Below are 25,401 nucleotides of genomic sequence, written 5' to 3' on the forward strand. Positions count from 1 at the left end.
AGTAACCCAAACACAAGTATTTCATTTTAACATCTCCTTTTTATGGCAGCAGTTTTTGATTCCAATGGTATTTTTTCAATTAAGTAAAATTCAACTAATCTTTATAAAATCCTTCTTCAACTATCCTGACCGTTAGTGGAACAAGAAAAAAAAGCTACCTAAATAGCTACCGATCTTAAACTCTTGCTTCCGTAAGTCGAAGAACCGTTCTTCTGTTTCATATATTATCGTATACAGAGCCAAAATCCTCTTTTGCTTGCTGTATAGCTTCTTCCCAGTATATTATGTCAGCTTGATGTTTTTTTAACTTTACTGTTTGTTTTGTGTACTTGGCTAACACCTTGTGGTAATTAAGTTTTTCTTCCATATTTCTAATAACTTTTTTACAATCTTCGTATGTCATTCCCATTGATAATTTGTCCTTCCATCGAAATAACTACAAATAGTGAGATAGAATTACCTTGCTTTTCTTCAGCTAACCTGCTTCTTTAGTTAAATAAGAGTAATGAAAAAGGACTAGTTAAAACAGTCCAGTTGTTGTCAAAATAAAACTAATCAGTTGATAAAAGGAAAGCGAGTAAATGAAGATCAATGAAGTATCTTCTCATTATTTTTTAAATTTACGGTTTCAGTTTTATCATTCCAAGTTATGGTTGCCGTTATTTTTTCATTTTCTTGGGTAATTGAACAACCACTGCAAGAATCTTCGCCTTCATCCAATTTGTAAGGAGCATAAATCTTATATGAACCAGTTTGCTCTTTTCTAATACCCAAAGCAGTAGCTGTCGTTGGCCAGCTATCTATAGCAGTTTTCAGTGATTTATATGGTTTAATTGAAAAGCCGAACTTTTTCTCATACCATAAATGAACTCCTGCCTCATTTTTCACATCTAGCTTAAATGGAAAATCTCCTAGTTTACATACCAATTCATCCCTATACTTTTGTTCGCTCTCTGGACTCAAATCTTCTCCATCATAGTACACTACGTCCACATCAGAAATACCATATTTAAGAGGAAAACCAGATTGGTAGTTCCATACAGTGTTTGTAATACATCCTGCACCAATATAGTAATCAAAAGGGAGTTCTGAGTGTTGCAGAACCTTAAATACCCTTCTTAAAGGTTCACTTTTATTTACAATCTCTAATAAGGTATCTTCATATTTTTCCATACTTCTAAATATCTCCTTATTGTAAGGAATTATTGTACATTGGTATTTTTATTGATCTAACCTGTCAGTTAGTCAAATAGGAGTTGCTCACTCAGCTCCTGCACCCGTTATCTCAAAAAGAAAATAGTCTTTTCTATTGCGAGATAAGATATTTTTCTTTGAAAATTGGACTTAATTCACTCCATATATGGAAAATACTTTGGTTCGCAAAATTAAGAATTGCTTTGTCTTCGTCTTTATTACTTAACTCTGCCCCCAATTTGTTTACATACCATTCAGAAGAAAAAACTTATTAATTATTGCTCTCCTCTTTTTTTTAACGATTGAGCAGGGTCTTCTTAAGTATTGTCATTTTTCTAATGTTGAAGAAACTTATTTTCATGGTAGATTAACAATGAATTCTTTTAAAAATAGTTAGGAATATTAAAAGATATGGACTCAATATGATTTTCTTTTGAATAATACATACATATACTATCCTTATATTTTTGCTTAGATGCAGGTATTTCTATAAAATTAAATTTTTTATAAAAGTCTGACCCAATTTCACTGTAAAGGAAAAAATTATTACAATTTTCTTTTTGCTCCAAACCGTTTATCACTGCTTTAATTAATAATGAAGCATACCCTTTTTTTCTTAAATGTAAAGGAGTGGCGATAGAACCAATCCCTCTTACTATTAAGTTTTCTGAAGGATTTAGCTCATATACAATTTGTGAACTCAACAACTCTTTTGTATCTGTTTCTTCTAATACATACCATTTTCCCCTCTTGTACTTACTGGAATCTTGACACATAGTTAAATAATCTTTAGAAAGCATATTCTCTCCCCAAACGTCATAACCCATCATATAGACTACTTTCATATCCTCGCTTCTTGCTTCTCTAATTATTCTCAAAGTATCTCTCCTTGGGACTTGTTTAGAATTGCCATTTTTCTAATCTTGAAGAAATTTATTTTCATGGTAGTGAAAGAAGAAATCCAATTAAGATTCCCCTTCCATGTAGTATTCACCTGTCGTTTCTAAATTGTCTTCACGAAACGAATAAACTATTCTTTTTTCGAAAATGAAAACAGCATATGACCATATTCCTGTAATTTCATCAATAGCATCACCAGCAACATAACTTAGAAATTCAAGGGCAAGGCATTAGATAATGTTTCACAGAATATGATTATTAGACAATAGGTATTCTTTATTTAATATGGGTGTAACTTGTATAGTGGGGGATAATATGAAAAATAAAATACTTGTTGTCGATGATGAAGAGTCGATAGTTACTTTGCTTCAATATAATTTGGAGCAAGCTGGTTTTGAAGTTATAACGGCCATGGATGGTGAAAAGGGAAAAAAACTAGCTGAAACCGAGTCACCAGATATTATCGTATTAGATTTAAAGCTTCCACTATTAAATGGAATGGATGTACTCAAGCAGCTTAGACAAAAAAAGATCATGACTCCTATTTTAATGCTTACTGCTAAAGATGATGAACTTGATAAAATATTAGGATTTGAGCTTGGCGCTGATGATTATATGATAAAACCATTTAGCCTGAGAGAACTCCTGGCAAGAGTAAAAGCCCTCCTTAGAAGGACTCAGATTCAAACAGTAGCTGCTAATGACAATGGAAAAGATGAGACGAAAATAATAATTGGTAAATTAAAAATATATCCTGAGAAATTTGAAGCCTACTTTCAAGAAAATCTCCTAGAGTTAACAGTTAAGGAATTTGAATTTCTCCTCTATATGGCTCAAAACAAGAACCGAATATTAACGCGTGAACAATTACTCAACGCTGTTTGGAATTATGATTTTTCTGGCGTTCCTAGAATTGTTGATGTACATATCTCGCGTTTAAGAGAAAAAATTAAAGAGGAAACGAAAAAACCAATTTATATCAAAACACTTCGTGGAATTGGTTATAAATTGGAGGAGCCAAAAGATAATGACAAAATTTCGGATTGAGTTACAAATTTCACAACACCTTAAGTATTTTAAACCAATAATGTTTCAATTCATTTGGTGCTAAATTAACCCCTCAATAAGGCTTCAATCCTTGTAATACTAATCTGCCCCTTTAATTCAATAAGAAAAAAGCCACCAAAGTTACTAATTATTTTATATTGAACTTATTCATATACATTCATAATGGGAATCTAATTGCTTCAAAATGCGTGAGAGATGGGTCAGGATCAGTATTACCATCAGTGATAGCTTGGGCAAAAATTTGTACTCTATCACCCTTAGATAATTGAGTTAAAGTAGAAACACTCACATGATTATTATTTGTCAATGGTGCACCAAAAAAATCATTATCAGCATCTGCTACATTTTCATCGTTAATAATGATAAACATCTTCACACCATAATTTCTACCAACATCAGGAACATAAGCAAGTCTTGCTATTATAAAATATACTCCATCTTGTTTTGGCTCAAATGTCGATGTACCTGGGTTATATTCATTGTTCAAATCAAGTATTTGATCTGGATACATAATTTGTGTAATGTCTGCAGGACCCACTTCTTGTGAAGTGGTGGCAGCAGCCATAAAAACTGACTGTTGTGCTTTATGTGGTTCAACCCCCATTATACTCCTTCCTTTCTTTCATAAAGATTACACTATTTATATTAGTGACATTAGAATTTGTATAGGCATTAACACAAAAGAGTTGAATATCAGTTATAAAAAAATACAATACCTAGTTTGGTATCGCATATTTTTACCCATCCATATTCAAGTAATCTGCTCCGTTAGTGAAAAAAGAAAAAAAGTCGCCGGAGCGACCCTTTGTTTAACATAAGCACCCGTTAGCCATCCATGCATCACAAAATCAGTGCTGCACCACAGAGAATGAAAATGGTTAGGAAGTGTCAAAACTGTTACTGACCTTTATCCAGTCAACCCTAATCCATAGACTTATTAATTATCGCTCTCCTCTTTTTTTTACGATTGAGCAGGGTCTTCTTAAGCATTGTCATTTTTCTAATCTTGAAGATAGTTATTTTCATGGTAGTTTAACAAGAACTTTTTAGTTATTCTATCTCCTATAGGTGTAACTATCCCATCCATACTTATAGAATTTTTCTTTTTACGGTATTCTTCTAAATCTTCTTCGCTTTTATTAGCAGCCCACTGTTGAAGAGTATCTCGTTCACCATTGTATGAATAAAATGGCACACTAAATCCACATGATGTTTTTACCGTTTCTATCTCTACATGAATAATTTGTCGAGTACCAGGAAGGATGTCAAAATGCTTTGACATATCATCCCATTCAGGTGTACCAGGTAATATCACTTTACCTTTTCCATAAAGTCGCAAAATCATCGGGGGACCTTCAAAAGCTATGAACATAAATGTTATTCTACCGTTATCTTTTAAATGTGCACTTGTTTCATTTCCACTACCAGTTAAATCTAAATAAGCGACTTCTGTTGGAGAAAATATCTGCATTACATCATGACCTTTTGGGGAAATGTTAACATGTCCGTCTTCTAAGAGAGGTGCTGTACCAACGAAAAAAATTCGTTGCTTTCTTATAAATTCTACGTGGTTTGGAAGTATCGATGAATAAACTGTTCCCATAAAATATTCCTCCTTGTTGAAACTATTGTTTAAAATAAAAAGCCTACCATCTCATAAGGGACGATAGGCTTTAACTTCGTGGTACCACTCTTTTTGATTTGCTTATTAAACAAATCCACTTTATAACTGATTACGGATGTCAACCGTTAAGACCACATATCAGTCTCACCACTCGTGGTTGAGTTGGGGACTTTATTGACTGTCTTTCACCAACCGACAGCTCTCTAAACAATAAACATTCCTTAAAGCTCCCAGTCACTGCGTTTTAATATTTGAAATTTTCTTAATTTTATTATGTGATCTAAAATATGTCAACCATATTTTTCTATTTCTTCTTTAACTAACCTGCCACGTTACTTTAAGTGCATTTCTTTACAATCTTTTATATGAGAATAGACATTTTCAATTTTCACTCACAAAAAAAATCGTCGAAAGACGATCCTTTATAACTAAAGCTCCGTAATGGTGAAGAAAGTTATTTTCATGGTAGTTCAACAAGAAATTAGTCATTCTTCATTTTAACACCTTTGCTTCATTAAAAATTTGTTAACAGAACCATTTTTTCCGTGGTACCGGGTAGTATTCGCCCTCGACGAGTTCTGTAGGTACGGCTTCTTCAATTCGTAAAAGTTCGTCTGAACTTAAATTCAGGTCAACTGCGCCGATTGAAACATGAAGTTGAGACTGCGTTCTTGCACCAATCAATGGGATAACATCCTCACCCTTGGATAAAACCCATGCGATGGCAATCTGCGCAATGGTTACTTGCTTTTCTTCAGCAATTTCACGCAATGCCTCTACAAGGGCTAAATTCTTTTCAATATTTTCGTTGGCAAACCGCGGACCATTACTGCGTTTATCATCCCAACCTAGAACCCGATCTTTTGACCATGTACCGCTCAATAAACCTCTTGAGAGAACACCATAAGCCGAAAGCGAAATACCTAATTTCCGTAGAGTTGGCAAGATATTTGATTCGATGCTCCGATTAAATAGTGAGTATTCCATTTGCAGCCAACTAATAGGATGTATAGCGTGTGCGCGACGAATTGTATCCACTCCTACTTCAGAAAGACCAATGTAACGCACATATCCCTTCTTTACCATATCGGCAATTGCACCAACCGTTTCTTCAATTGGTACGTTGGGATCGATGCAGGCTGTGCCTGGTTGATAAAGATCGATGTATTCAACACCTAGGCGCAGTAGGGTATCCTCAAGGAAATTCTTTACTGTATGAGGGTGGTTATCACTCTCCCGATGACTCTTGCCCTGAGAGTGTAGCTTGCCATCGAATTTTACTGAAATGAACGCATTTTCCCGTTGGATTCCTTGGAATGCTTCACGTAGAAGTAATTCATTGTGTCCATCGCCATAGAAATCCCCTGTATCAAAGAGTGTAATGCCTCCCTCAAGTGCCGCGTGGATTGTTGCAATGCTTTCGCTTCTATCAGCTTTACCATATAGCCATGACATCCCCATACAACCGAGACCAATCTCAGAAACTAAAGGACCTTTATTACCAATTACTCTTTTTTTCATTGTCAAATCCCCCTTATATTCTTCAATCCAATATTTACTACCCTGCAGTCTGTACTGTTATTCTATTGGAAAATAATACAAATACAGGTCTATAACTATTCAGTAATTTGTAATATAAAAATAGTAGAAATTTTAAGTAAGAAATATATGGATTTAATAAAAGCTTCACTACACCCCTTCATTAACTTACGAGCATAAACTTCTTTTTATTAGCACTATTTCCCTTTAAATTGTCTATCTTTCTTCAACTAATCTGCACTTAAGTTCACAAAAAAAAAGCTGCCTCAATGACAGCTCCGATTTTAAACTCTTGCACCCGTTAGCCTAACAAAGATTAATCATACATAAAACTAAATAATTCTTCTTTCCTTGGAAAATACCCAACTATCTTCGAAATAACACTCTTTAATTTTTTAATTTCAAATATATCCCAAATGCAACTAGTTACGTTACCCCTAACTTAATGGTTACTAGGAACCAGGTGGAACGTAAAAAGGTGGTACTTTAATCCATCCGCGTTTACGCATTAAATGTTTTAATCTAGTTGCGAAAGCAAATTTTTCTGTTTGAAACTGAATAAACAATAAACCAACATCTGTACGAATCGATTCAGAGGCAGCACCAGCTGCACGCATAATTAAGCTTACGATTTTTAATGATAATTCGTTTGCTATCACATCATCCGTTAATTTAACTCCAAGAGGGATACTATTAGGGTCTGATTTAGGCATATCTGCAGGGGCAGGAGGTAGCGGAATTCCTTCCTTAATCATGAAATCATGGAGTCGTTCTCTTTGACTGGTACCTAATTTCATATCTTCTTCAAGTATTGCTTTTAATTCTTCATCTTCCGTGGTATTTATACCTGTTTGCACAGATACTTTAGCTAATTCAAGTCCTGCTAAGTAAATCCAGCATGACATCACTTCTCCAACATGAAGTGGTTGGTCTTCGTCTTGAACTGTCAGTGATTTCATAGTATCAATGACAGTTTCCAATATATTCACCATGCGAAACCCTCCTGAGTTGGTAGTATTCATACATATTGTTTGTACGGTAAGATTTTTTATTCAGATGGGTACCACCAACATTTCAGAAATTATGTATACTTAGTAAATTTCAGCCTAAAAAAGAAAAAAGTTGCCCTACAAATAAGGCATCCTTATCTTCAACTCTTGCACCCGTTAGTGTAAGTACATTCCTTCACAATCTTCCAACCGAAAAATATCAAGAGCTGTCCAAGAATAGGACAGCACCTCGTTTTAAATATTTATTTTCGTGGACGATGCATACTCTAACTCAAATTAATAAAGCGAAGAACTTATGAATAGTGGGGTTTTTGTCTCCTGAATAGACACCGAAGGTGTCTATTTTTATATTAAATGGTTTTATATGTTTTGTGAGAATATTGTCCATAATATATTATATGGGTTTCTTTTAACGACGACAGTATATTGTTATTTTATTGCCTTTTTATCACCACATTTAAGTGTTTATTACCACTTTATTGCTACTTTTAATACGACATCAATTATTTATTACCTAAAAATCAATAAATCCCCTGTCAAAAAACACCAGCGACTCAACCGTACTGATGTTTTTTTGACATTTTATTAAAGTAATTTTCCTAAATAATACGGCATTTGGCGTCGCCACCAAATCCAATCATGCGAAACATCTTCGCCCCACTCATCAAACCATGCTGGAATTTGTTTTTCTTCAAAGGCTTCTTTTAATGTATAGTATGAAGGTAGCCCATCCTGTTCCCAATCACCCAGCCCGGTACAAATAATGATATCTGCTGAACGATATCGATCAATAAACCAGCCGTCATTTTGATTCCATATGTAATCACTCGGTGAATTTTCGTATACAAGCGGATCATTTCCGTAATCCCCAAAAAAGAAACGCACATCGTAAACACCGCTAAGTGCAACGGTTGTTTGGAAGACATCCGGATGTCTCAAGAAAAAGTTCAACGCATGATATGCCCCCATACTACACCCCGTTGTCATCATTGGATCAAACCAACCTGTTTTATGTTTAATAAATGGAATAGCTTCTGAAATCACATAACGGTCATATGCCTCATGAGCTAATGCACGGTCATGCGCCGGTTTTGAGTCGTGCAGCCAACTTTCGCTATCTATACTAGCCAATGTAAAAAATTGAACTTTTCCGGATTCAATAAAGTCATGACACACATCAATCATTCCAAAATCATAGTATTCAGAATGCGTCCCTCCAGATGAAGGAAAAACTACGATTGGCATGCCACTGTGTCCATATCTGTTCAACAGCATTTCACGTCCTAATTCGCCACTCCAATGGTTTAACTGTTCTATATGCATAGAAAAATCTCCTTTCCCAAATTTTTTCGTTCATGTACAAAATGGATAATGTCATCCACTTCTTCATGCGAATCTGCATTAATCGCATAAAATTGATTTCCTTGGAGTTCCGCAAACGCATCTGGCATGCGCTGTTCAAACTTCACACGGTCGCCAAATCGTTCATAAATAGCATTCGTATCATGTTTATACTCATACGCATCACGCTGTGTTACACCGACACAAAACTGGTTTTCGGCATCGGACTCCTTAAATTCTCCTCCTGTCACAAGAGAAGCATACTGAGCAAATAAATCAATGGTGTAAGCGAAATTGTACATATCAATCGTGTAGCCGCCAGCCAAGCGGTTATTGTATTCAAGTGCAACATAATCCCCATTTTCTAATTTAAAAAACTCAATATGGAAAAAGCGTTCTTTCATGCCAAAAGCTTTCACAATCGCCTTTCCATAAGTTTCGAGCTTTGGATCAATTTCTTTTTGAATCACATAAGCTAAATCCAACTGACCATTAACGAGTTCCAGAGTTGGCACATTATATGTAAAGCTTGTTTGGAAAACAATGTTCCCTTTCTGATCCACTAAACCATCAAATGTACAAAGCACGCCTCCTTCGACATATGGTTCTAAGAAGTACACTTGTGCTTCTCCCCATTCTTCTTCAAAATGACGTACAGCCTCTTCTGAACTTAATTTAAAGGTTGCAGCTGATCCAACTCCATTATCCGGTTTAGCGATAACTGGCAGTCCTAATTCATCAATGGCATTAGATAACTCCTTTTTAGTTTTAACGATTCTTCCTTCTACAACAGGCACATCTGCTTTTTTAAACAGCTTCTTCATTTCAGATTTATACTTAACTTTTTTCAAGTCATTCGTTTTATTGCCGTACACGTTAAATTGCTCACGCAACTGCGCATCAAGTTCTAACCAGTATTCGTTATTGGATTCAATGCGGTCAATTGGACCATGTTTATAAAATAAAAATGCAACAGCACGTTTCACTTCATCTACATCTTCTAAATTATTCACACGATAATATTCCGTTAAAGAGTTTTGTAATTCGGAACCTAATTGGTCATATGGCTCTTCGCCAATTCCTAAAACATTGACACCTGCGTCTTTTAAACGATGAGCAAATGACTGAAAATTACCTGGATAATATGGTGATATCAAAATATAATTCATAAAAAAAGCTCCTTTCAGAATCAAAAAATTCATTATTTTCACGACTAAAATAAAATTATTTCAATCTATAATCAATCTAAACTTCCAAAAATATTCAAAAAAAGTGATAGATTCCCCCCATGATCAAATTCAGTCAAATATAATTATTCAGTTCATTCAAGACCACTTCTCACTTAAGAAACGTAAACATTCTGGCAAGTGTTTTGCCCAAGCTTTTTCATTATGTTCTTCATCCGCAAAAATATTTAAACGAATGCTATCAATTGGAACAGAGCCTTTTATCAGTTGTTTATAATACTTAAGCGAGCAATCGATATATGCCTGCTTCATATTACCATACATCAATTGTCGATCGGCATCATCGCCTTCCTGAGTCCCAACTTGAATGTACACGCGTTGTTCAGGATCCAACTCTTTTCTAGCAAAATAATTGTCAAAGGCTTTACTTGTAATCCAATTGGCTAAAGAAAAAATGCCTAAACCACCAATTTGATCTTTATATTCAATACCCATAAAAGCCGAAATATTTCCTCCAAGTGAACTGCCAATCATCGCTGTATGATATTTATCCGATTTAGTTCGGTATTGCTTATCGATAAACGGCTTCACGACTGTCATGACAAACTCAGCAAACTCCGCGCCTCTTCCACCTAGTTCAATATCTTCAGGAAGTGGGCTTTCAGTAATTTTCCAAGGCGTATATTCATTAATTCGATCTTGTTCAGCGTTATCTATCCCAACAACAATCATCTTCGGAAAATCGGGGTTTTGTTTAATTGCCGGAATAACTTTCCATGAATACCCGCTATATGCTTCACTACTGTAGAAAACATTTTGTCCATCATGCATATAGACAACTGGATAATTTTTAGCCTCATCTTTATCATAATTTTTCGGCAATAAAACACGCACGCGACGTTTTTCATTTTTATAAGACATATGTAATTGATGTGTTTCTAGTTTTAAATAAAAATAGGATTGATTCATTTTACCTTCCTCACTCCTTTGATATTACTTACTAAAGGTACTTATCCAGAGTAACAAAGTAATCAATTGAGTGAAGTTCCTTATTCAATTCGTGAAGATAATGTGTTACAGCTTCTACTAATACAGTTGTGGAAATGTATTTGTCTGTTTCAAACTCTTGCCAAATTGAATAAATTCTCCAATTATCTTCACCCTCATATAGAAAGTTGATTATAGCCTCGTCATGGTCAATGGTATCAAAGTCCATATTCTCTCTAACACCACTACGAATCTTTTGTAACCATTTGCCCAGTTTCAATCCTAGTTCTGCTAGGTTGGTAAATGGTTCTTCGAAAAATAATTTTTCATCTATATAAATATTTAAATTACCTGTTATATAACCATTCATAAAAGATCCATAATATTCTGGTCCAGTTGGTACATCTGTGTCTAAAACAAACGAAAATCTTATATCCATAGAATCACTCCTCAGAGAAATATTCTACATTAAAATCACAATTCCTTCTTCCACTAACCTGCTCCACCAGATATAAAAGACCATGGGAGCAAATTTATTGGAGAATGTTTTAAGACTTTATTAAGTTTTCCATGCTATAATTCAACAAAATATTAATGATTGTGAGGGGGAAAAATGAAGAAATGGTTTCCTCATGGGAAATGGACGAAATATTATGTATGGCTACACCATTATTCCATTGTATCCTTTTTAGTTCTCATGGTAACAGGACTTGCTCTTTATATCCCATTTTTTCATGTAAGGCTGATACGGTATCTATTCTTCCTTTATGATGTTCATATTTTCTTTGGAATCGTTTTTTTTCTGTCGTTATTTTCTCCTATTGTGAAGAAGTTGCCAAAGGTGAACCGCATACGAAAAGTCGATTGGTTTATGCCAATATTTTTTGGTACAGCAATCGTTTTAACTGGATTTTCTTTGTGGAAGGTCAATTGGTTTCCCGCAAGCATAAGAGAGGCTGCCTTCGCTTGGCATGGGAATTTGTCTTATCTTTTAGGAATTTGGTTTATCTTGCATGGTTTCTTCAAAGCCACCGGAACACAATATCCCCAAACACACGTGACGAAAAAAATGGATTCAGAACGCAGACAATTTCTGCGATGGGGAGTTTCAGGATTAGTGATTGGTGCAATTTCAATGACTCCTTTCTCGAAGCTTTTCACTACACGCGAGAAATTATCAACAGATTCGAGACCGGGGATACATGTGTTTCCGGAATATTTTACTGTGACAGACAACTATCCAAAGGTCTCGCTCAACAAGTACCAGTTGAAAATTGACGGTCTAGTAACTACTAAAAAATCCATTACCTTGGATCAATTGACGTCTTTACCTGTTACAAAACAGATCAAAAATTTCCAATGCGTTACGGGATGGACGGTAACGGATGTGGAATGGGAAGGAATTCACATCCGCGAGCTTGTTTCATTGGTAAAACCCACTTCAGAAGCTTTATTCATCACCTTCTATTCTGCTGATGGGGTCTATACAGAAAGTTTATCCCTTAAAGAAGCGATGGAATCCGATGTTCTTCTAGCTTATAAGATGGACAATCAGCCGCTTCGCGTCGAACAAGGTTTTCCGCTTCGATTGGTGGTGCCAAAAATGTATGGGTACAAATCTATCAAATGGGTAAATCGTGTTGAATTTGCATCCACTCGTATTCAAGGATACTGGGAACAACGAGGCTATCCTGCTGAGGCAACATTTTGAGCAAGTAAAAAATACAAGGTCTTTTTGGAATTACGGCTTTTACTTATTTAAGCCTTCTCTCCAACTCACTGATAGTAAAGAGGTGGGATAAAAGTTTTTTTTAATTATCCGCTGCGAAATTTGGTTAATACGATATCTGGATAATCGTGAAAAGCGGAAGTATCAGGCAGGAATTATACAGAAAGTATTTTTAAATAAAATAAGCAACGCGATTGCGTTGCTTTATTTCACTCTTGGATCCGTTTGTTTAAGTATATTTTTTCACAATCTTGTCAAGCGCGTCAGACCAGCCGTCGTACACGTACTGATCGCCGGGGTGACCGGCGAATCCGCGCAACCAGTCTTCAGGCTTTGATCGCAGGTGGAAAATCATCTCAGTCCGATCGCCGTGTGCGGTGAGGGTTAGGGTCACGACAGGGGAGTTCTCGATGGGATCATCGGGGTAGCCCCAGGTGAAAACGAGCCGTTCGAATGGTACAACATCGAGAAACACACCTCCTGTGGGATACTCCTCGCCGGTCTCGATGTTGACCATCGTGTAGCGGTAGCGTCCGCCTTCGCGAACATCGAAGGAGATGGTCTCCAGAGGTGTAAATTTTCCTTTTTTTACAAATGTTCGATCATTTTCGTTATGGAACTATGCGAGGAATTTTGTCTGTTTCCTCTTCAAGTACATGAATTCCTCCGATTACTTCATAAGCTGAACCAATTGACACAAGCATATCTCCTGTGATGGCGAGTTTTTGTTCTTGCAGCAGTTTAATTAAATCTGTTTCTCCTATTTGACTTGATACAGAAATAGCCTCTAATATTTGTCCAATCGTCTTAATCCAAACACCAGTTAGTATTTGTTGTTCACCTATTGTATTTGCATCTTCCTCAATATGCAAAAGCCCTGTTAAACCTTTAATTTCAATGATCTGACCTATTACTTGAATCCAAAGCCCTAATGCAACCTCTTTTTCCAGTCCTAAAATTTTATTACTTTTTTTCTCGCTGAAATCTTTTCTGTTATTGCTCATATTTTTTGGAAGTTCCATTATTACCAACCCCAAAACTAAAATTTGCTTTATTTTATGTGAATCAAATGGTATTGTGTAGCCAATTTTGCTCATTCTACGCACTTCCATTGTTGTACCGTCTTGAATAACAATGGATAAATCTCCAAGGTTACTTACAATCCACAGAGTTGCTTAAAGTAATTTTTGCCACATCCTTCGGTAAAGGAGGGATTTCATAAGCCACCTTTCTGTCGAAATATATGTCAAAAGCGACAGAAAGGAGTCATTTCTCTTTCTTCAACTAAATTACTTCTTTAATACAATATGAGAAAGCCGCCAAGTATGGCAGCTGGATCTTCGACTTTTGCACCCGTTAATTTCCAAGTATCTGTTCTTCTATAATAAAGCATCTTCGTACTTTGAATTAATGATTATTTTTCATTCCTATAATCATTGTTTCTATTTGTTGTTGTGAAAGTTGCTCACGTTCAATCTCAACATCTTTCCCGAAGCCAATCAAAACTAGATCATCATGTTTTGATAAAGGTTTTCTTCCTCTTGGTACAGATTCTGTGTATTTTTCCCACACATCATTTATCTTAGCGAGTGATACATCACCTCTTTTCATCGTCAAACCACCTATACTTTTCGGCATCATCAAACCACTTATAAATTGTTTTTTTGAGAAATAAAAATCTTCTTCCATTTATTCATCTCCTTAATAGTTAATAGTATATGTAAATTACGTCATTAATCATTTATGAATTTACATCGTTCTTGTTTAACTAACCTGCCCCGATATTCGAATAAGAAAAAGGATTGCCGCAGCAATCCTTTTTCTTCAACTCTTGCACCCGTTTGTTTAAGTATAATTCTTCACATACTCAATTCAATTCAGTTGATTATCATTTAAATCAAATTTATAAATTGGGTTTATACACTCCAAAATAGATACTATTGCATATCGGATTAACGCATTAAGGCACAAAAAAGCCTGTTTTGATACATCAGGCAGGCTACTTGAGTTTTAGCTTTTTAGGATATCTTCAATACGATTCAATTCTTCTTCAGAGAAAGCTAGGTTATTTAATGCTGCAACGTTTTCTTCAATTTGGCTTACACGGCTTGCACCGATCAGGGCGGATGTAACTTTACCACCTCTTAATACCCATGCTAGGGCCATTTGTGCCAGGTTTTGACCACGTTCTACAGCGATTACATTTAACTGCTGGACACGATTAATTACAACTTCCGTTACTTGATCAGTACCCAATGCGCCTGTTGATTTTGCTGCTCTAGAATCAGTAGGAATTCCATGCAAGTATTTATTGGTTAACAATCCTTGTGCTAATGGACAAAAGGAGATCGATCCAACACCGTTTTCCTGCAAAACATCTTGCAATCCATCTTCAATCCATCTATTCAGCATCGAATAGCTAGGTTGATGAATGACAAGAGGAGTGCCTAATTGATTCAATATTTTGATTGCTTCATCTGTTTGTTCAGCACTGTAGCTTGAAATTCCAACATATAATGCTTTACCCTGGCGAACAATTGAGTCTAATGCCCCCATCGTTTCTTCAAGTGGCGTGTTTGGATCAGGTCTATGTGAATAGAAAATATCAACATAATCCAACCCCATTCGCTTTAGGCTTTGGTCTAGACTTGAAATGAGATATTTCCTTGATCCCCATTCCCCATAAGGGCCTGGCCACATATAATACCCTGCTTTTGATGAAATGATCATTTCATCCCGGTATGGAGCAAAATCTGTTTTTAGCATCCTACCAAACATTTCTTCGGCTGATCCTGCCGGTGGGCCATAATTATTAGCTAAGTCAAAATGTGTAATACCTAAATCGAATGCTCGTCTAAGCATGGCACGGCCATTTTCATATGTATCAACACCACCAAAATTATGCCATAAGCCCAGTGATATGGCTGGGAGCTGAAGACCGGAATGTCCGCTACGATTGTATTTCATATTGTCATATCGAGTTTGATCTGCTTGGTAAACCATGATAGCCCCCTCCTTTTTGATTACATGTAATATTATATACGTTCGATTTTATATGTCTATTAAAAGAAAATCTCCCTAGAAAAAATGTATTCTTCTGCCAACCTTAAATTCCCTTTAATCAACTAACCTGTCCGTTAGTCGAAAAAGAAAAAAGGACCGCCTCAACCAGCAATCCTTCTTAAACTCAATTACCCGTTACGTTTATACATTTATTAATTAATATAAAACGTATTTTTTAAAAAAGTATTTTTATCCGTGCCAAAAATCGGTTCTCTTAAATAAAGTTATGAAAGGATAATTGTCTTTTTCACCTGTATAAGGCAAAGTATCCGTATAAATCCACACTGAATCACCTTTATCAATCATAGTTTCTATTTCGTTACCATCAGCGTAAGGGGTTTTATTCCAGTTTTCTAAAAATAGTTCTTCCCAATTATCTTTTATGGGTGCATTCACAGAAAGGTAACTAGTTTAATCATGAGAAAGAAATTGAAGGAGATAGGTAAAGGGGTTATATACTTAATTTGCTCATAAGTTTTATTGTTCAAAAACCGTTCCTTTGTTGCGTGGAAGAACATATAAATTGCAAAAACACCAACTATAAAGCTGAATATGCCCGCATAGAAGTCTCGCCCCATTGGGAACACCCCATAATAAAATCAAAAATTTTTATGTTGAAGTTATGTATTTTTTTTGAGCCCATAAAAAAACATTCGTAATAAATTTTGCAGTTAATAGGACAAAAAGATAAGCAATAAAAAGGTGTAAATAGTTTATTTACCGTACATTCTAAATAAACCTAGTTCAACAAGTAAGGGCTTAATAATAAACGAAAAAATTACTGCTGTAATAATGGAATACACGTAATAATTCTTTTTATTATTTAAAGTCCATTGATAAACTAGCATAAAAGTAACAGGGACAAGACTCGAATCTATCGCTAAACCTGGCAGTGCAGGAATTATTGGGAATGGATAATTCCACAGTCCAGAATGTTTCCCATATGAATCGACGTAGGCAAATATGACGTGAATGCTATACCCAAAAAAACCAACTAAAAAGATTTTATTCTTATCAATTTTAAAGAATAGTATTAAAAGTGGTACTAGAAAAATTGCCACCATCATCCAGTATTCAAATGAAGAATAGAGTGCAAATTCTTTCCAATAATCGATTAAGGCATCTGTTGATCGCTTAGTCATTTTAACAATTTTATCGAATTTATCCATCTGGGCATTCGCCAACTTTATCATCCTTCATATGGTTGCTGTAAAAGTAATTTAAATTATTATTTCCAATTTTTCGTGAAAAATCCGATATATGTATATTCCTAAATATCTTAATTAAAAAGTATTTTTTTAATGGGCTCTTATTAAGCTAAACTGCTCCGTTAGTAGAATAAGAAAAGCTGCCACAATGACAGCTCCGTTCTTCAACTCTCGCACCCCTTAGTTCAATAAGAACTGTTTTAATCTTGTTTTAATTTACGGTCCGAAAATTCCAAAAATTGAAAACCATAATATTGGGACAAATATAAAAAAATTAAAACATATTCCTACAATGCAACAAACTTTACCTGCTTTTGCAATACCAAACGTTTGGGCATTTTGATTATGAATATCTTTTCCTTTAATACCTACTCGGGCGAAATAAAGACCTATTATTGCAAGAATTAATCCAATACTTAGCCCACCAAAATAAAATAAAGGGTTTGGGTAAAGAAAATTTGCTAGAACTGGCACAACTGGAGTACAAACAATCGATAATATCCCTAATATGAGGGAAATAACGGATTTATTAGCTCTTTGCATTTTAAGCCTCCCATAAGTCTGATTTACTACGCACCTTCACCTTCATATCAGATTAGATGGGGATTGCCGATAAACAATTTACGATGAAGGATATTATTTATTTTATGTAGGTTCTGTTATCTTTCGTTGTTGATTTACTTTATTAAACTATTTGGAAGTTTTGTTGAACAAGTTGTAAAATTAACATATTAAAGTAAGAGCATTTCTTTGTAATGAGAAATGCTTTTTATTTTTGTCAAAATTAAAAGGTTATTTCAATAACAATAATAATATAATAAAAAACAATACGATTTTATTGTAAAACGATAAACAATATGATAAAATCATGTTATCATTAAATAAGCGAGGTGCTTTTTATGAAACAAGTTACGACACTCTTTTTAAAGCTAGCTATTATTTTTATAGGAATCCCAGTTCTTGCATTGTGTATATTTTTGGTGCCTAAGGTCGGGAATTTTGCTGGAAAATTGTATCCAGATATTGCTTATATGAAATCTCTCGTTTTAATCGATATGTATGCGGCAGCGATACCTTTTTACTTTGCTCTGTATCAAGCTTTTAAACTTTTAAGCTATATTGATAAGAACCAAGCGTTCTCGGAATTATCGGTAAAGGCTTTAAAGAAAATAAAATACTGTGCCATCACGATCAGTACCTTGTACCTGCTAGGTATGCCACTCTACTATCTCATGGCGGAAAGAGTTGACCCTCCAAGTTTCATACCAATCGGATTGGTCATTATTTTCTCCTCTTTGGTGATCGCCGTTTTTGCTGCTGTTCTCCAAAGACTTTTACAAGAAGCTATTAATATAAAATCAGAAAATGATTTAACGGTCTGAGGTGGAGGATATGGCAATTATTATTAATATTGATGTGATGTTAGCAAAACGAAAAATGAGCGTAACGGAGCTTTCGGAGAGGGTTGGGATTACGATGGCGAATCTTTCCATTCTGAAAAATGGGAAAGCAAAAGCCGTTCGTTTATCAACATTAGAAGCGATATGTAAGACTTTAGATTGTCAACCAGGTGATATTTTGGAGTACAAAAGCGACGAAGACACTTAATAAAAACAGACAACAACTTTCTTCAACCAACGGGATTAGATAGTGAAATAAAGATGAAGGGATAGCGATTAAGCTATCCCTTCTCTGCGTTTATTATTGTTATTTAATTAGAGAATTCCATTGAGAATTGCATTGATATTAGTGACAAAAAATGTGATGTGATTTGAGTAATTAGATACTCACGTTCAAAATCATCAACTGTGATTACTTCGTTTATAAAATCCTCCATTAAGCTCTTATATTTATAAGCAAACATTTCTTACCCTCTTTTTGAATTTTCTTACAATCCATTCTAATGGTATTCCTTCTTCAAGAACCTGTTAGTCGAATAAGAAAAGGATTGCCGCAGCAACCCCCTTTCTTAAATTCAAGGCACCCGATAATGCAATAACACATTGGGTTAATCCTAAATCATTTCTTTGGACATTTTTTCAAAAAGTTCCACTGGCATTGTGAATTTGGTTGTTTTCTCATTACGCACATATGTAACTATTTCTACCTGATTTCCTTTTCTTTCTACTTCTAACAATGAATTCTCACCTTTATCCCTAATTGAAACATATCGACCATTTTTCTTTTCTTTCTCTTTATATTCATAATTCATAAAACCACTCCCTATTTTTATTCTTTTCTATACATTATTTAGAAAATCCTTCTTGAAGTATCCTGCTCGTTACTTGAAGAAGAAAAAAGTGACCCTTGTTATTGAAGGATCGCACCCTTTAAGAACAATCATTCACAATCGCTTAAAATCACTTAACTCTCCATCTTAAGTACAATATTTATAAGATACGGTAGCTTACGGATTTCATACGTCGGCTTAATTCCTATATTGTTTTCCTTTATATTTGGATTGAACCAGCAGGTGTCAATCCCGTAATTTATCCCCCCCTGAATATCGGAGGTCAGAGAGTCGCCCACGATCAACACTTTAGCTTTATCTGTAACCTGAAGCTTGGAAAACGCATAATCGAAAATACCCTTTTCGGGCTTCTGGAATCCAGCCTCTTCAGAAATAATAATTTGCTCAAAAGTATTACAGAGAGGGGATCTCCCGATTCTTGATGTCTGCACATCCCTGAATCCGTTTGTTATAACGGCCAGCCGACAACTGACAAGATTTTCACATAATTTAACGGCTCCCTGTACAAGATGTGTTTCCTTGCCCAAATATCCAAGATAAACACTGCTAAACGTATCTGCATTGATTTCTAGCTCTTGCGTAAGGAACAACCTTCTAAATCTCTCTACTCTCAGTTCTGATAAAGTGGTAAGCCCCTGTTCCAAATCTCTCCATAATACCTTGCTAATCTCTTTATAATTGTCTTCATATTCCGCCAATCCCGTAGGCAATCCGAACTCTACAAAAGCTTTATGTAGTGCCTTTTTTTCCGACAAACTGAAGTCGAACAATGTATCATCCACATCGAACAATATGATTTCGTATTTCATAACTACCTCCATTAATCGGTACCGACCTAATTTGGACACTTATCTCAATTCTTTACATAATATTATACTGTATAGGTAGGATGCCTTGTGCAACTAACCTGCTTCTTTAGTGCAATAAGAAAAAACTGCCCCGTTAGCCATCCATGCAGCACACAATCAGTGCTGCACTACAAAGAATGAAAATGGTTAGGAAGTGTCAATACTGATTCTGACCTTAATCTAGTCAACCCTAATCCATAGACTTATTAATTAACGCTCTCCTCTTTTTTTAACGATTGAGCAGGTCTTCTTAAGTATTGTTTTTTTCTAATCCTGAGGAAATTTATTTTCATGGTAGTGCAATAAAAAAGGCTGCCGAAGCAGTCCATTGATGTTTAACTAACGTATGCGTTAGTTACATTATACAATTCGCAACTTATAGGACTTTTAATTTTGATTCTTTTTAACACTTTCATTGTAAAAATAAGAATCCTCTAAATCATCAACTTTAGGCGTCGCAAGTATGGTATATTTCCCCTTTTCATCCACCTTGAATAAAGCTAAGGTATCCAAATCTCTCCCTACAAAATGATCAGGATTTGAATCATCTACTAAGATTTCAATGTTATAAATTCCTTTCGTTAATACACCACTTTTTTGAAAATCTGATACTATGTCTTTTGCATTTGGAATAGGGTGCTTATTTTTATTTAGGTCAAATTCAAATAAAAAATTCACCACTCCTAAATGCCTATATTAATTGTTCGTGGGTCCATAGGTTCTAATGTAGGTAAAATGGCAATGGTATCAATCTTGTGACTCTTTTTAAAATTCTCTAATAAGACTTGGGGGGAATTTATATTTAACTGAATGTTATCGTAAGGGAACATACACGTAGGTCCATCTGCATCCATTAGATCGACAAAAAACCGTCCAGACGGTATAGTTAATATATAAAAAATTATGGAGGTCATTATGTCTATTTCAAATCATGCTAATAAGAAAAAAAATATATTGATTGCTGCATCTGAAATTGTACAAGAAGAAGGAGTTGTCAAACTCACATTAGAGGCGGTTGCCCAAAGGGCTGGAGTGAGTAAAGGTGGATTATTATACCATTATCCTAGCAAGGAAGCATTAATTAAAGGAATGGTGGAAGATTGGACAAATAATTATTTTGAAAGCATTATAACGTTGGTTAATAACGATAATAGAGAGATAGGAAAATGGAGTAGGGCTTATGTTAATTCTACATTTTCAGATTTAAATAACAACAATCTAAATTCAGCATTAATGGCTGCAATGTTTATTAATCCAGATTTATTAGATGAATTCCGACAGAAATATGATAGTTTGCATACGAAATTAATAAATGATGGGATTGACCCTGTTAAAATAACAATTGCAAGATTATCAATAGATGGTTTATGGTACTCAGAAATATTTGGAATGGCACCATTAAATGAAGAACTAAAAACGCTAGTTTTTGATAAACTAATAAACATGATTAAGGAGGAACTATAACAATGTCTTATCTATATTTAGCACTTGCAATAGTTGGGGAACTTATTGGCTCTTCTTTAATAAAAGCATCTGAAGGATTTTCAAAACTCTTTCCTACAATAGGGTTAATAATAGCTTTCGTAGGTTGTTTTTTCTTTTTGTCATTGTCACTGAAAACAATCCCCTTAAATACTGCTTATGCAATATGGTCAGGATTGGGTCTTGTTTTTACTACTATCATTTCAGTTTTAATTTGGAAAGAAAAAATTAACATGGCTAGCATTACAGGAATAATACTGATTCTTGTAGGAGTTGTAATATTGAATTTGTTTGGACCAGGACATGGAGAATCTGGTCATGGAGCAGGCGAAACTATTACAATCAATGAAAAAATGGAATGACATAAAAAGTCCTTCTTAATAAAGAGAAGGATTTTTTTACTTATTTAATAGTATTTTAAACAGTCCTTCTTTTACTAACCTTCCCCGTTAGTCAATTAAGATACCGATACCCTTCTTCAAACATCGCACCCTATAGTTTAAGTACATTTATTCACAATCTTGCTTCCACAATAAGAAAAGAAAAAGACTGCCACAGCAACCATTTACTTAAATACAAGCACCCCTTAGTTAAAAATAATCTACTCTATATTCGTATTTTTTTGATATAACTTATACCTTCTTTACATTCTCTAACCAGCGAATAAATTTTAGATTACCTAATAACGCCCCATATAAAAAAGGATAAGAAACAGCAGAAAGCCAGATACTCCAATGATCATGATAAATGTATCCCATTTTCACCATTAACCATTCGTAGAGAGTAGAAAACACGGACCAGCAAATTATATAAGATACCTTACTTATTAATGGACGATTAAAGGGATACCAATTAATAATAAGCATAGTTGCTGCTGGGTATATTCCAAAAAGAATAAGCATAGTTTTTGCATCTATAAAATAGTGTGAGAAAAATCCATACAACTGCTTCGTTAGTGGAACAAGCAAAAAAAGCTGCCGAAGCATCATCTGATCTTTAACTCTTTATCGGAAATTCTTTCTATTAGTTGATTTTGTTTGTCTTGCATTTTAAAATTCATAGTAGGGTTTCCTCCTTAAGACTCTGAGTTAGATTGGACTCTATACTCGTATCTTACTGAGGGGCTCTATTTTTTTCAAACCTGATATTTAAGATCTACAGGAATGCTAACCTGCCACGTTAGCTCAATAAGAAAAGCCGCCATAAATGGCAGCTGGATCTTCAACTCTTGCATCAGTTAGTTTAACAAGGAAATGTAGATTAATAAACAGTTTCTTCCGGATTCGACATAAAAAAAGGCCATCGTAGTTTTGTTGACTTTATCATTTCTTAGTTTCATCAAGGTGTTGCGAATAGTATACAATACCGCGTTTGAAATATTGAAGCTTTTCGTCAGAAGTTGTCTCCATCAAATTGGTCAAAAGGATTTCTATCGCTTCCTTGTAACCCTGCGTATTATACAGGGCGATCGCGAGATGAACTTGGATGGCCCGGTTTTGAGGAAATTCTTTTACACCTCGACGTAATGTTTCCTCAGCTTGATTATAATATCCTAAACAACGATAAGTGCTCCCCAAGCCAAGTAAGGCTCTTTCAAGATCTGATTCAGAAAGCCCCAGCTCAAGAGCACGCACGTAGAAAGGAATAGCCTCTATCTCTAATCCGGAATTGTCAAGAGCCACTGCTGTCTGAAAATTGACCTCAGCGTCATCTGGGTAGGCTGCTGCCAAGTCTAAAAGGAGCGTTCGGGCTTCCTCCAAAATAGCTGGATCTTGCTTGGCCCGTCCATCTTCACGTAGTATAATAGCTTCTGCCAAACGTACTCGCATCATTTGCTTCCAACACCTTTCTTGGTTTGCTGGTATTCTCTTATCATAATCGTGTGTGAAAATAGGTTGTATTAACCGACAAAATGATACTGGGGAATATCCATCCGAACTTGACACACGTATTCTACATTAATTTTCCAGTTACTCATAATCAAATAGACCATTGATTTTTTTGGTGGTGTTGATCAAAGAAAAATGCACTATTAAACTAACTTGACTGTTAGTACAATAAGAAAAGGCTGCATCCACACAGCCCTTGTTCTTTAACTCTTGCACCCGTTAGCTGAATAAAATTGTTGTGCGCTATTTGCACCCCTCCAGAAGTCGGAAATAGGGACAAGTTACATACATTGTTGAAGAACAATAACTTAATTCAATAATCAAAGAGAGCATTACAACCGGAAAGATTCCACATCCTCTTTGAATCCATTCGGAGCCCTTTTCAGCAGTCTAAGTCCTGTAAGCCAAACTGCGACCCCGGTTCCCCACAATATCAGGGCTGAGCCAAATCCGACAGTTGCCCACCATACCTCAATTTGATGATGCCCCAAGGTAACTCTCACAGGTAATGTTAGCAATGTGATTGTAGCAAGCAAGCAAAGGAGTGTACCTGCAATATAATGGATTCTTACCCGAAAAAGATGGGCTAGAGGAAAAAAATGAGCACCGACAATAAGGGCCATCACAGGGACAAACAAATCTAAATGATTGGTAGCACTACATATTGCGCTGGCGGCAGCAATCAACACGCCTTCTAAACCAAAAATAATACCGAACATCATACCCATTCGTTTCGAACGACGGGTAGCATCCCCTTCCATCATCGCGTTTGATAACCTTCTTGAATTCTTTAACAATTTGATTCCGCCTATAAGCAGTAAGACACCAATCAACAGGGATAAGATCAAAAGCCAAAGGAATCCCCAGCCCTGCAATCCTCTTATACCAATTCCCGCCCACAGAGTACCGAAAAACGCCATGAAGAGAACTCCGGATGCTGTCCCACGCACAGCAGCTCTGGGAATTATTGTATGCGACATATCATTACTCCTCCTCTTTCAATTGTATTCTAAAAAATGCACCCACAATAAACTGGTAATCCTCATTCTTTGGAATATCTTCGATAAAATCACCTATTTGTCTATATATTTCGTTAGCTACATCCTTATACCTTTTTCCAAAGGAAAATTTACCATTAGAGAAAGTAATCGCAAATATGTATCCTATTTTTATCTGTTTCTATTTTTAAAGAATCTTAAAATTTTTCCTTTAATTCAAATATTAATTACTTACTCTTATTTCACTAATCTGGCCTATTTTTGTTGATGACTCAGAAAACTATTCTTCAGCTAACCTGCTTACGTTAGCTCAATAAGAAAAAGCCACCAAATGGCAGCTTGATCCTCAACTTTAGCACCCTTTAGTTCAAGTAGGCACTAGTGGAACTTTTATTTATTCATCTTCTCCTGCATCTATTTTCCAGCTATTTTGCAACTTCCGGATATAAATGATCTGACCTATGTGATATGCGTTATGAGTTGACACATTTCCGAGTATTGCCCACCATTTCACGTGTCCAGGAAAACCATTAACTTCACTCTCAACTTTTTCTTCAGATAATAACTCTTGCCAACGTAAAAGCAACTCTAATAGTTGTTTCTTTAAGTCAGCAAAAGTATGGTTTTCAGGAATAATAAAGCTGTTATTATTATTTCCTATGGAAGGCACAGCATCAACGTGAGATTTTTGGTACCTTGTTTGCCATGTTTGATTCCAATATAGTAGATGCTGCACAATTTCAGCAATACTATTACTCTCTTCGTTTGGCTTCCAAAATGCATGTTCCTCAGACAATTTTTCTACTGAATCTGAAAATGGTAGGTACCAACTAGGGTCATTGGCATTTGCCAACAACTGATCCGATAAAACATCTTTTGCATGAACCATAACCAACACTCCTAATTTTTATATACTGTTTTTTCTATATATTTATACAACGTCATCTTATTATATTCTACATAGTATATTGATTGTCCTGTTCTTATTAAACTGCTTCGTTGGCTCAATAAGAAAAGGCTGCTTTTTTGGCAGCCAGATCTTTAAGAAAAGCACCCGTAACTTTAAGTACAATTCTTCACAAA

The 25,401-nt window shown here is 35.3% G+C and carries 30 protein-coding genes, 2 pseudogenes and 1 other annotated feature; of the genes and pseudogenes, 6 read left to right on the top strand and 26 right to left on the bottom strand.

Annotation, left to right across the window (positions count from 1 at the left end; translation table 11 throughout):
- Positions 1-217 precede the first annotated feature (217 nt).
- The 4 genes and pseudogenes from AB7942_RS27085 to AB7942_RS27095 form a co-directional block, all read right to left on the bottom strand.
- The gene (locus tag AB7942_RS27085) at positions 218-409 is read right to left on the bottom strand and encodes a hypothetical protein (RefSeq protein WP_369449251.1); all 192 of its coding nucleotides are present in this window, start codon (positions 407-409) and stop codon (positions 218-220) included.
- Between the two features lie 179 nt (positions 410-588).
- Positions 589-1,173: a nucleotidyltransferase family protein gene (locus AB7942_RS27090; RefSeq protein ID WP_369449252.1), complete on the bottom strand. Its 585-nt coding sequence runs from the start codon at positions 1,171-1,173 to the stop codon at positions 589-591.
- Positions 1,174-1,348: 175 nt separating this feature from the next.
- Positions 1,349-1,456, bottom strand: a pseudogene (locus AB7942_RS30620) (VOC family protein); the annotation flags it as partial.
- A 121-nt stretch (positions 1,457-1,577) separates the two neighbouring features.
- Positions 1,578-2,072: a hypothetical protein gene (locus AB7942_RS27095; protein ID WP_369449253.1), complete on the bottom strand. Its 495-nt coding sequence runs from the start codon at positions 2,070-2,072 to the stop codon at positions 1,578-1,580.
- A gap of 337 nt (positions 2,073-2,409) precedes the next feature.
- Here AB7942_RS27095 and AB7942_RS27100 point away from each other — a divergent pair, with 337 nt between their 5' ends.
- A complete protein-coding gene (locus tag AB7942_RS27100; RefSeq protein WP_369449254.1) occupies positions 2,410-3,141 on the top strand; it encodes a response regulator transcription factor in 732 nt (243 codons plus the stop codon).
- Positions 3,142-3,319: 178 nt separating this feature from the next.
- On the opposite strand, the gene AB7942_RS27105 is transcribed toward AB7942_RS27100, so the two are convergent.
- From AB7942_RS27105 to AB7942_RS27140, 8 genes are all read right to left on the bottom strand, one after another.
- Positions 3,320-3,766, bottom strand: coding sequence for a hypothetical protein (locus tag AB7942_RS27105; RefSeq protein WP_369449255.1), 447 nt, complete (start codon positions 3,764-3,766; stop codon positions 3,320-3,322).
- A 396-nt stretch (positions 3,767-4,162) separates the two neighbouring features.
- Complete coding sequence (locus AB7942_RS27110; RefSeq protein ID WP_369449256.1) at positions 4,163-4,765, bottom strand: pyridoxamine 5'-phosphate oxidase family protein; 603 nt, start codon at positions 4,763-4,765, stop codon at positions 4,163-4,165.
- A 53-nt stretch (positions 4,766-4,818) separates the two neighbouring features.
- Positions 4,819-5,033: a binding site (T-box leader), on the bottom strand.
- 278 nt (positions 5,034-5,311) lie between these two features.
- On the bottom strand, positions 5,312-6,307 hold the full coding sequence (locus tag AB7942_RS27115; protein ID WP_369449257.1) for an aldo/keto reductase: 996 nt from the start codon (positions 6,305-6,307) through the stop codon (positions 5,312-5,314).
- Positions 6,308-6,777: 470 nt separating this feature from the next.
- Entirely contained in the window at positions 6,778-7,317 is a 540-nt protein-coding gene (locus AB7942_RS27120; protein ID WP_369449258.1) for a DUF3231 family protein, read from the bottom strand.
- A 603-nt stretch (positions 7,318-7,920) separates the two neighbouring features.
- The gene (locus AB7942_RS27125) at positions 7,921-8,658 is read right to left on the bottom strand and encodes an esterase family protein (protein ID WP_168243965.1); all 738 of its coding nucleotides are present in this window, start codon (positions 8,656-8,658) and stop codon (positions 7,921-7,923) included.
- Complete coding sequence (locus AB7942_RS27130; protein WP_369449259.1) at positions 8,649-9,845, bottom strand: ATP-grasp domain-containing protein; 1,197 nt, start codon at positions 9,843-9,845, stop codon at positions 8,649-8,651. Before AB7942_RS27130 ends, AB7942_RS27125 begins: the two co-directional genes overlap by 10 nt.
- 156 nt (positions 9,846-10,001) lie before the next feature.
- Complete coding sequence (locus AB7942_RS27135; protein WP_369449260.1) at positions 10,002-10,832, bottom strand: alpha/beta hydrolase; 831 nt, start codon at positions 10,830-10,832, stop codon at positions 10,002-10,004.
- Positions 10,833-10,863: 31 nt separating this feature from the next.
- A complete protein-coding gene (locus AB7942_RS27140) occupies positions 10,864-11,289 on the bottom strand; it encodes a DUF7878 domain-containing protein (protein ID WP_369449261.1) in 426 nt (141 codons plus the stop codon).
- Positions 11,290-11,463: 174 nt separating this feature from the next.
- Here AB7942_RS27140 and AB7942_RS27145 point away from each other — a divergent pair, with 174 nt between their 5' ends.
- A complete protein-coding gene (locus AB7942_RS27145) occupies positions 11,464-12,561 on the top strand; it encodes a molybdopterin-dependent oxidoreductase (protein ID WP_369449262.1) in 1,098 nt (365 codons plus the stop codon).
- 247 nt (positions 12,562-12,808) lie between these two features.
- On the opposite strand, the gene AB7942_RS27150 is transcribed toward AB7942_RS27145, so the two are convergent.
- The 6 genes from AB7942_RS27150 to AB7942_RS27175 all read right to left on the bottom strand — a co-directional run bounded on the left by AB7942_RS27150 (position 12,809) and on the right by AB7942_RS27175 (position 17,393).
- A complete protein-coding gene (locus AB7942_RS27150; RefSeq protein ID WP_369449263.1) occupies positions 12,809-13,096 on the bottom strand; it encodes an SRPBCC family protein in 288 nt (95 codons plus the stop codon).
- 94 nt (positions 13,097-13,190) lie between these two features.
- Positions 13,191-13,676, bottom strand: coding sequence for a hypothetical protein (locus AB7942_RS27155; protein ID WP_369449264.1), 486 nt, complete (start codon positions 13,674-13,676; stop codon positions 13,191-13,193).
- A gap of 310 nt (positions 13,677-13,986) precedes the next feature.
- Positions 13,987-14,268: a hypothetical protein gene (locus AB7942_RS27160; RefSeq protein WP_369449265.1), complete on the bottom strand. Its 282-nt coding sequence runs from the start codon at positions 14,266-14,268 to the stop codon at positions 13,987-13,989.
- Between the two features lie 321 nt (positions 14,269-14,589).
- Positions 14,590-15,582 (bottom strand): L-glyceraldehyde 3-phosphate reductase, encoded by a 993-nt coding sequence (mgrA, locus tag AB7942_RS27165; protein WP_369449266.1) that lies wholly within the window; start codon positions 15,580-15,582, stop codon positions 14,590-14,592.
- A 773-nt stretch (positions 15,583-16,355) separates the two neighbouring features.
- Entirely contained in the window at positions 16,356-16,826 is a 471-nt protein-coding gene (locus AB7942_RS27170; protein ID WP_369449267.1) for a hypothetical protein, read from the bottom strand.
- Positions 16,827-17,066: 240 nt separating this feature from the next.
- Positions 17,067-17,393 carry a hypothetical protein gene (locus tag AB7942_RS27175; protein ID WP_369449268.1) on the bottom strand — a complete coding sequence of 109 codons (327 nt, stop codon included), beginning with the start codon at positions 17,391-17,393 and terminating at the stop codon, positions 17,067-17,069.
- Between the two features lie 356 nt (positions 17,394-17,749).
- Here AB7942_RS27175 and AB7942_RS27180 point away from each other — a divergent pair, with 356 nt between their 5' ends.
- The gene (locus tag AB7942_RS27180) at positions 17,750-18,232 is read left to right on the top strand and encodes a DUF2975 domain-containing protein (RefSeq protein ID WP_369449269.1); all 483 of its coding nucleotides are present in this window, start codon (positions 17,750-17,752) and stop codon (positions 18,230-18,232) included.
- A gap of 10 nt (positions 18,233-18,242) precedes the next feature.
- Positions 18,243-18,458 carry a helix-turn-helix domain-containing protein gene (locus AB7942_RS27185; RefSeq protein ID WP_088087392.1) on the top strand — a complete coding sequence of 72 codons (216 nt, stop codon included), beginning with the start codon at positions 18,243-18,245 and terminating at the stop codon, positions 18,456-18,458.
- Between the two features lie 406 nt (positions 18,459-18,864).
- Here AB7942_RS27185 and AB7942_RS27190 read toward each other — a convergent pair whose 3' ends face one another.
- The 3 genes and pseudogenes from AB7942_RS27190 to AB7942_RS27200 form a co-directional block, all read right to left on the bottom strand.
- Entirely contained in the window at positions 18,865-19,062 is a 198-nt protein-coding gene (locus tag AB7942_RS27190) for a hypothetical protein (RefSeq protein ID WP_369449270.1), read from the bottom strand.
- 152 nt (positions 19,063-19,214) lie between these two features.
- On the bottom strand, positions 19,215-19,910 hold the full coding sequence (locus AB7942_RS27195; RefSeq protein WP_369449271.1) for a YjjG family noncanonical pyrimidine nucleotidase: 696 nt from the start codon (positions 19,908-19,910) through the stop codon (positions 19,215-19,217).
- Positions 19,911-20,336: 426 nt separating this feature from the next.
- A pseudogene (locus tag AB7942_RS27200) lies at positions 20,337-20,800 on the bottom strand (hypothetical protein); the annotation flags it as partial.
- Positions 20,801-20,864: 64 nt separating this feature from the next.
- On the opposite strand from AB7942_RS27200, the gene AB7942_RS27205 reads away from it, so the two are divergent.
- Entirely contained in the window at positions 20,865-21,413 is a 549-nt protein-coding gene (locus AB7942_RS27205) for a TetR/AcrR family transcriptional regulator (protein WP_369449272.1), read from the top strand.
- 2 nt (positions 21,414-21,415) lie between these two features.
- Positions 21,416-21,793, top strand: a complete 378-nt coding sequence (qacH, locus tag AB7942_RS27210) for a quaternary ammonium compound efflux SMR transporter QacH (RefSeq protein WP_369449273.1) — start codon at positions 21,416-21,418, stop codon at positions 21,791-21,793.
- A 270-nt stretch (positions 21,794-22,063) separates the two neighbouring features.
- On the opposite strand, the gene AB7942_RS27215 is transcribed toward qacH, so the two are convergent.
- From AB7942_RS27215 to AB7942_RS27230, 5 genes are all read right to left on the bottom strand, one after another.
- Positions 22,064-22,420, bottom strand: coding sequence for a CBO0543 family protein (locus tag AB7942_RS27215; RefSeq protein WP_369449274.1), 357 nt, complete (start codon positions 22,418-22,420; stop codon positions 22,064-22,066).
- 146 nt (positions 22,421-22,566) lie between these two features.
- The gene (locus AB7942_RS30625; protein WP_483310930.1) at positions 22,567-22,665 is read right to left on the bottom strand and encodes a hypothetical protein; all 99 of its coding nucleotides are present in this window, start codon (positions 22,663-22,665) and stop codon (positions 22,567-22,569) included.
- Positions 22,666-22,753: 88 nt separating this feature from the next.
- Positions 22,754-23,263: a tetratricopeptide repeat protein gene (locus AB7942_RS27220; protein WP_369449275.1), complete on the bottom strand. Its 510-nt coding sequence runs from the start codon at positions 23,261-23,263 to the stop codon at positions 22,754-22,756.
- Between the two features lie 389 nt (positions 23,264-23,652).
- Entirely contained in the window at positions 23,653-24,300 is a 648-nt protein-coding gene (locus tag AB7942_RS27225) for a DUF7010 family protein (RefSeq protein ID WP_369449276.1), read from the bottom strand.
- Positions 24,301-24,712: 412 nt separating this feature from the next.
- Complete coding sequence (locus AB7942_RS27230; RefSeq protein ID WP_335712518.1) at positions 24,713-25,207, bottom strand: DinB family protein; 495 nt, start codon at positions 25,205-25,207, stop codon at positions 24,713-24,715.
- Between the last annotated feature and the right edge of the window lie 194 nt (positions 25,208-25,401).

Source organism: Neobacillus sp. BF23-41 (assembly GCF_041106275.1).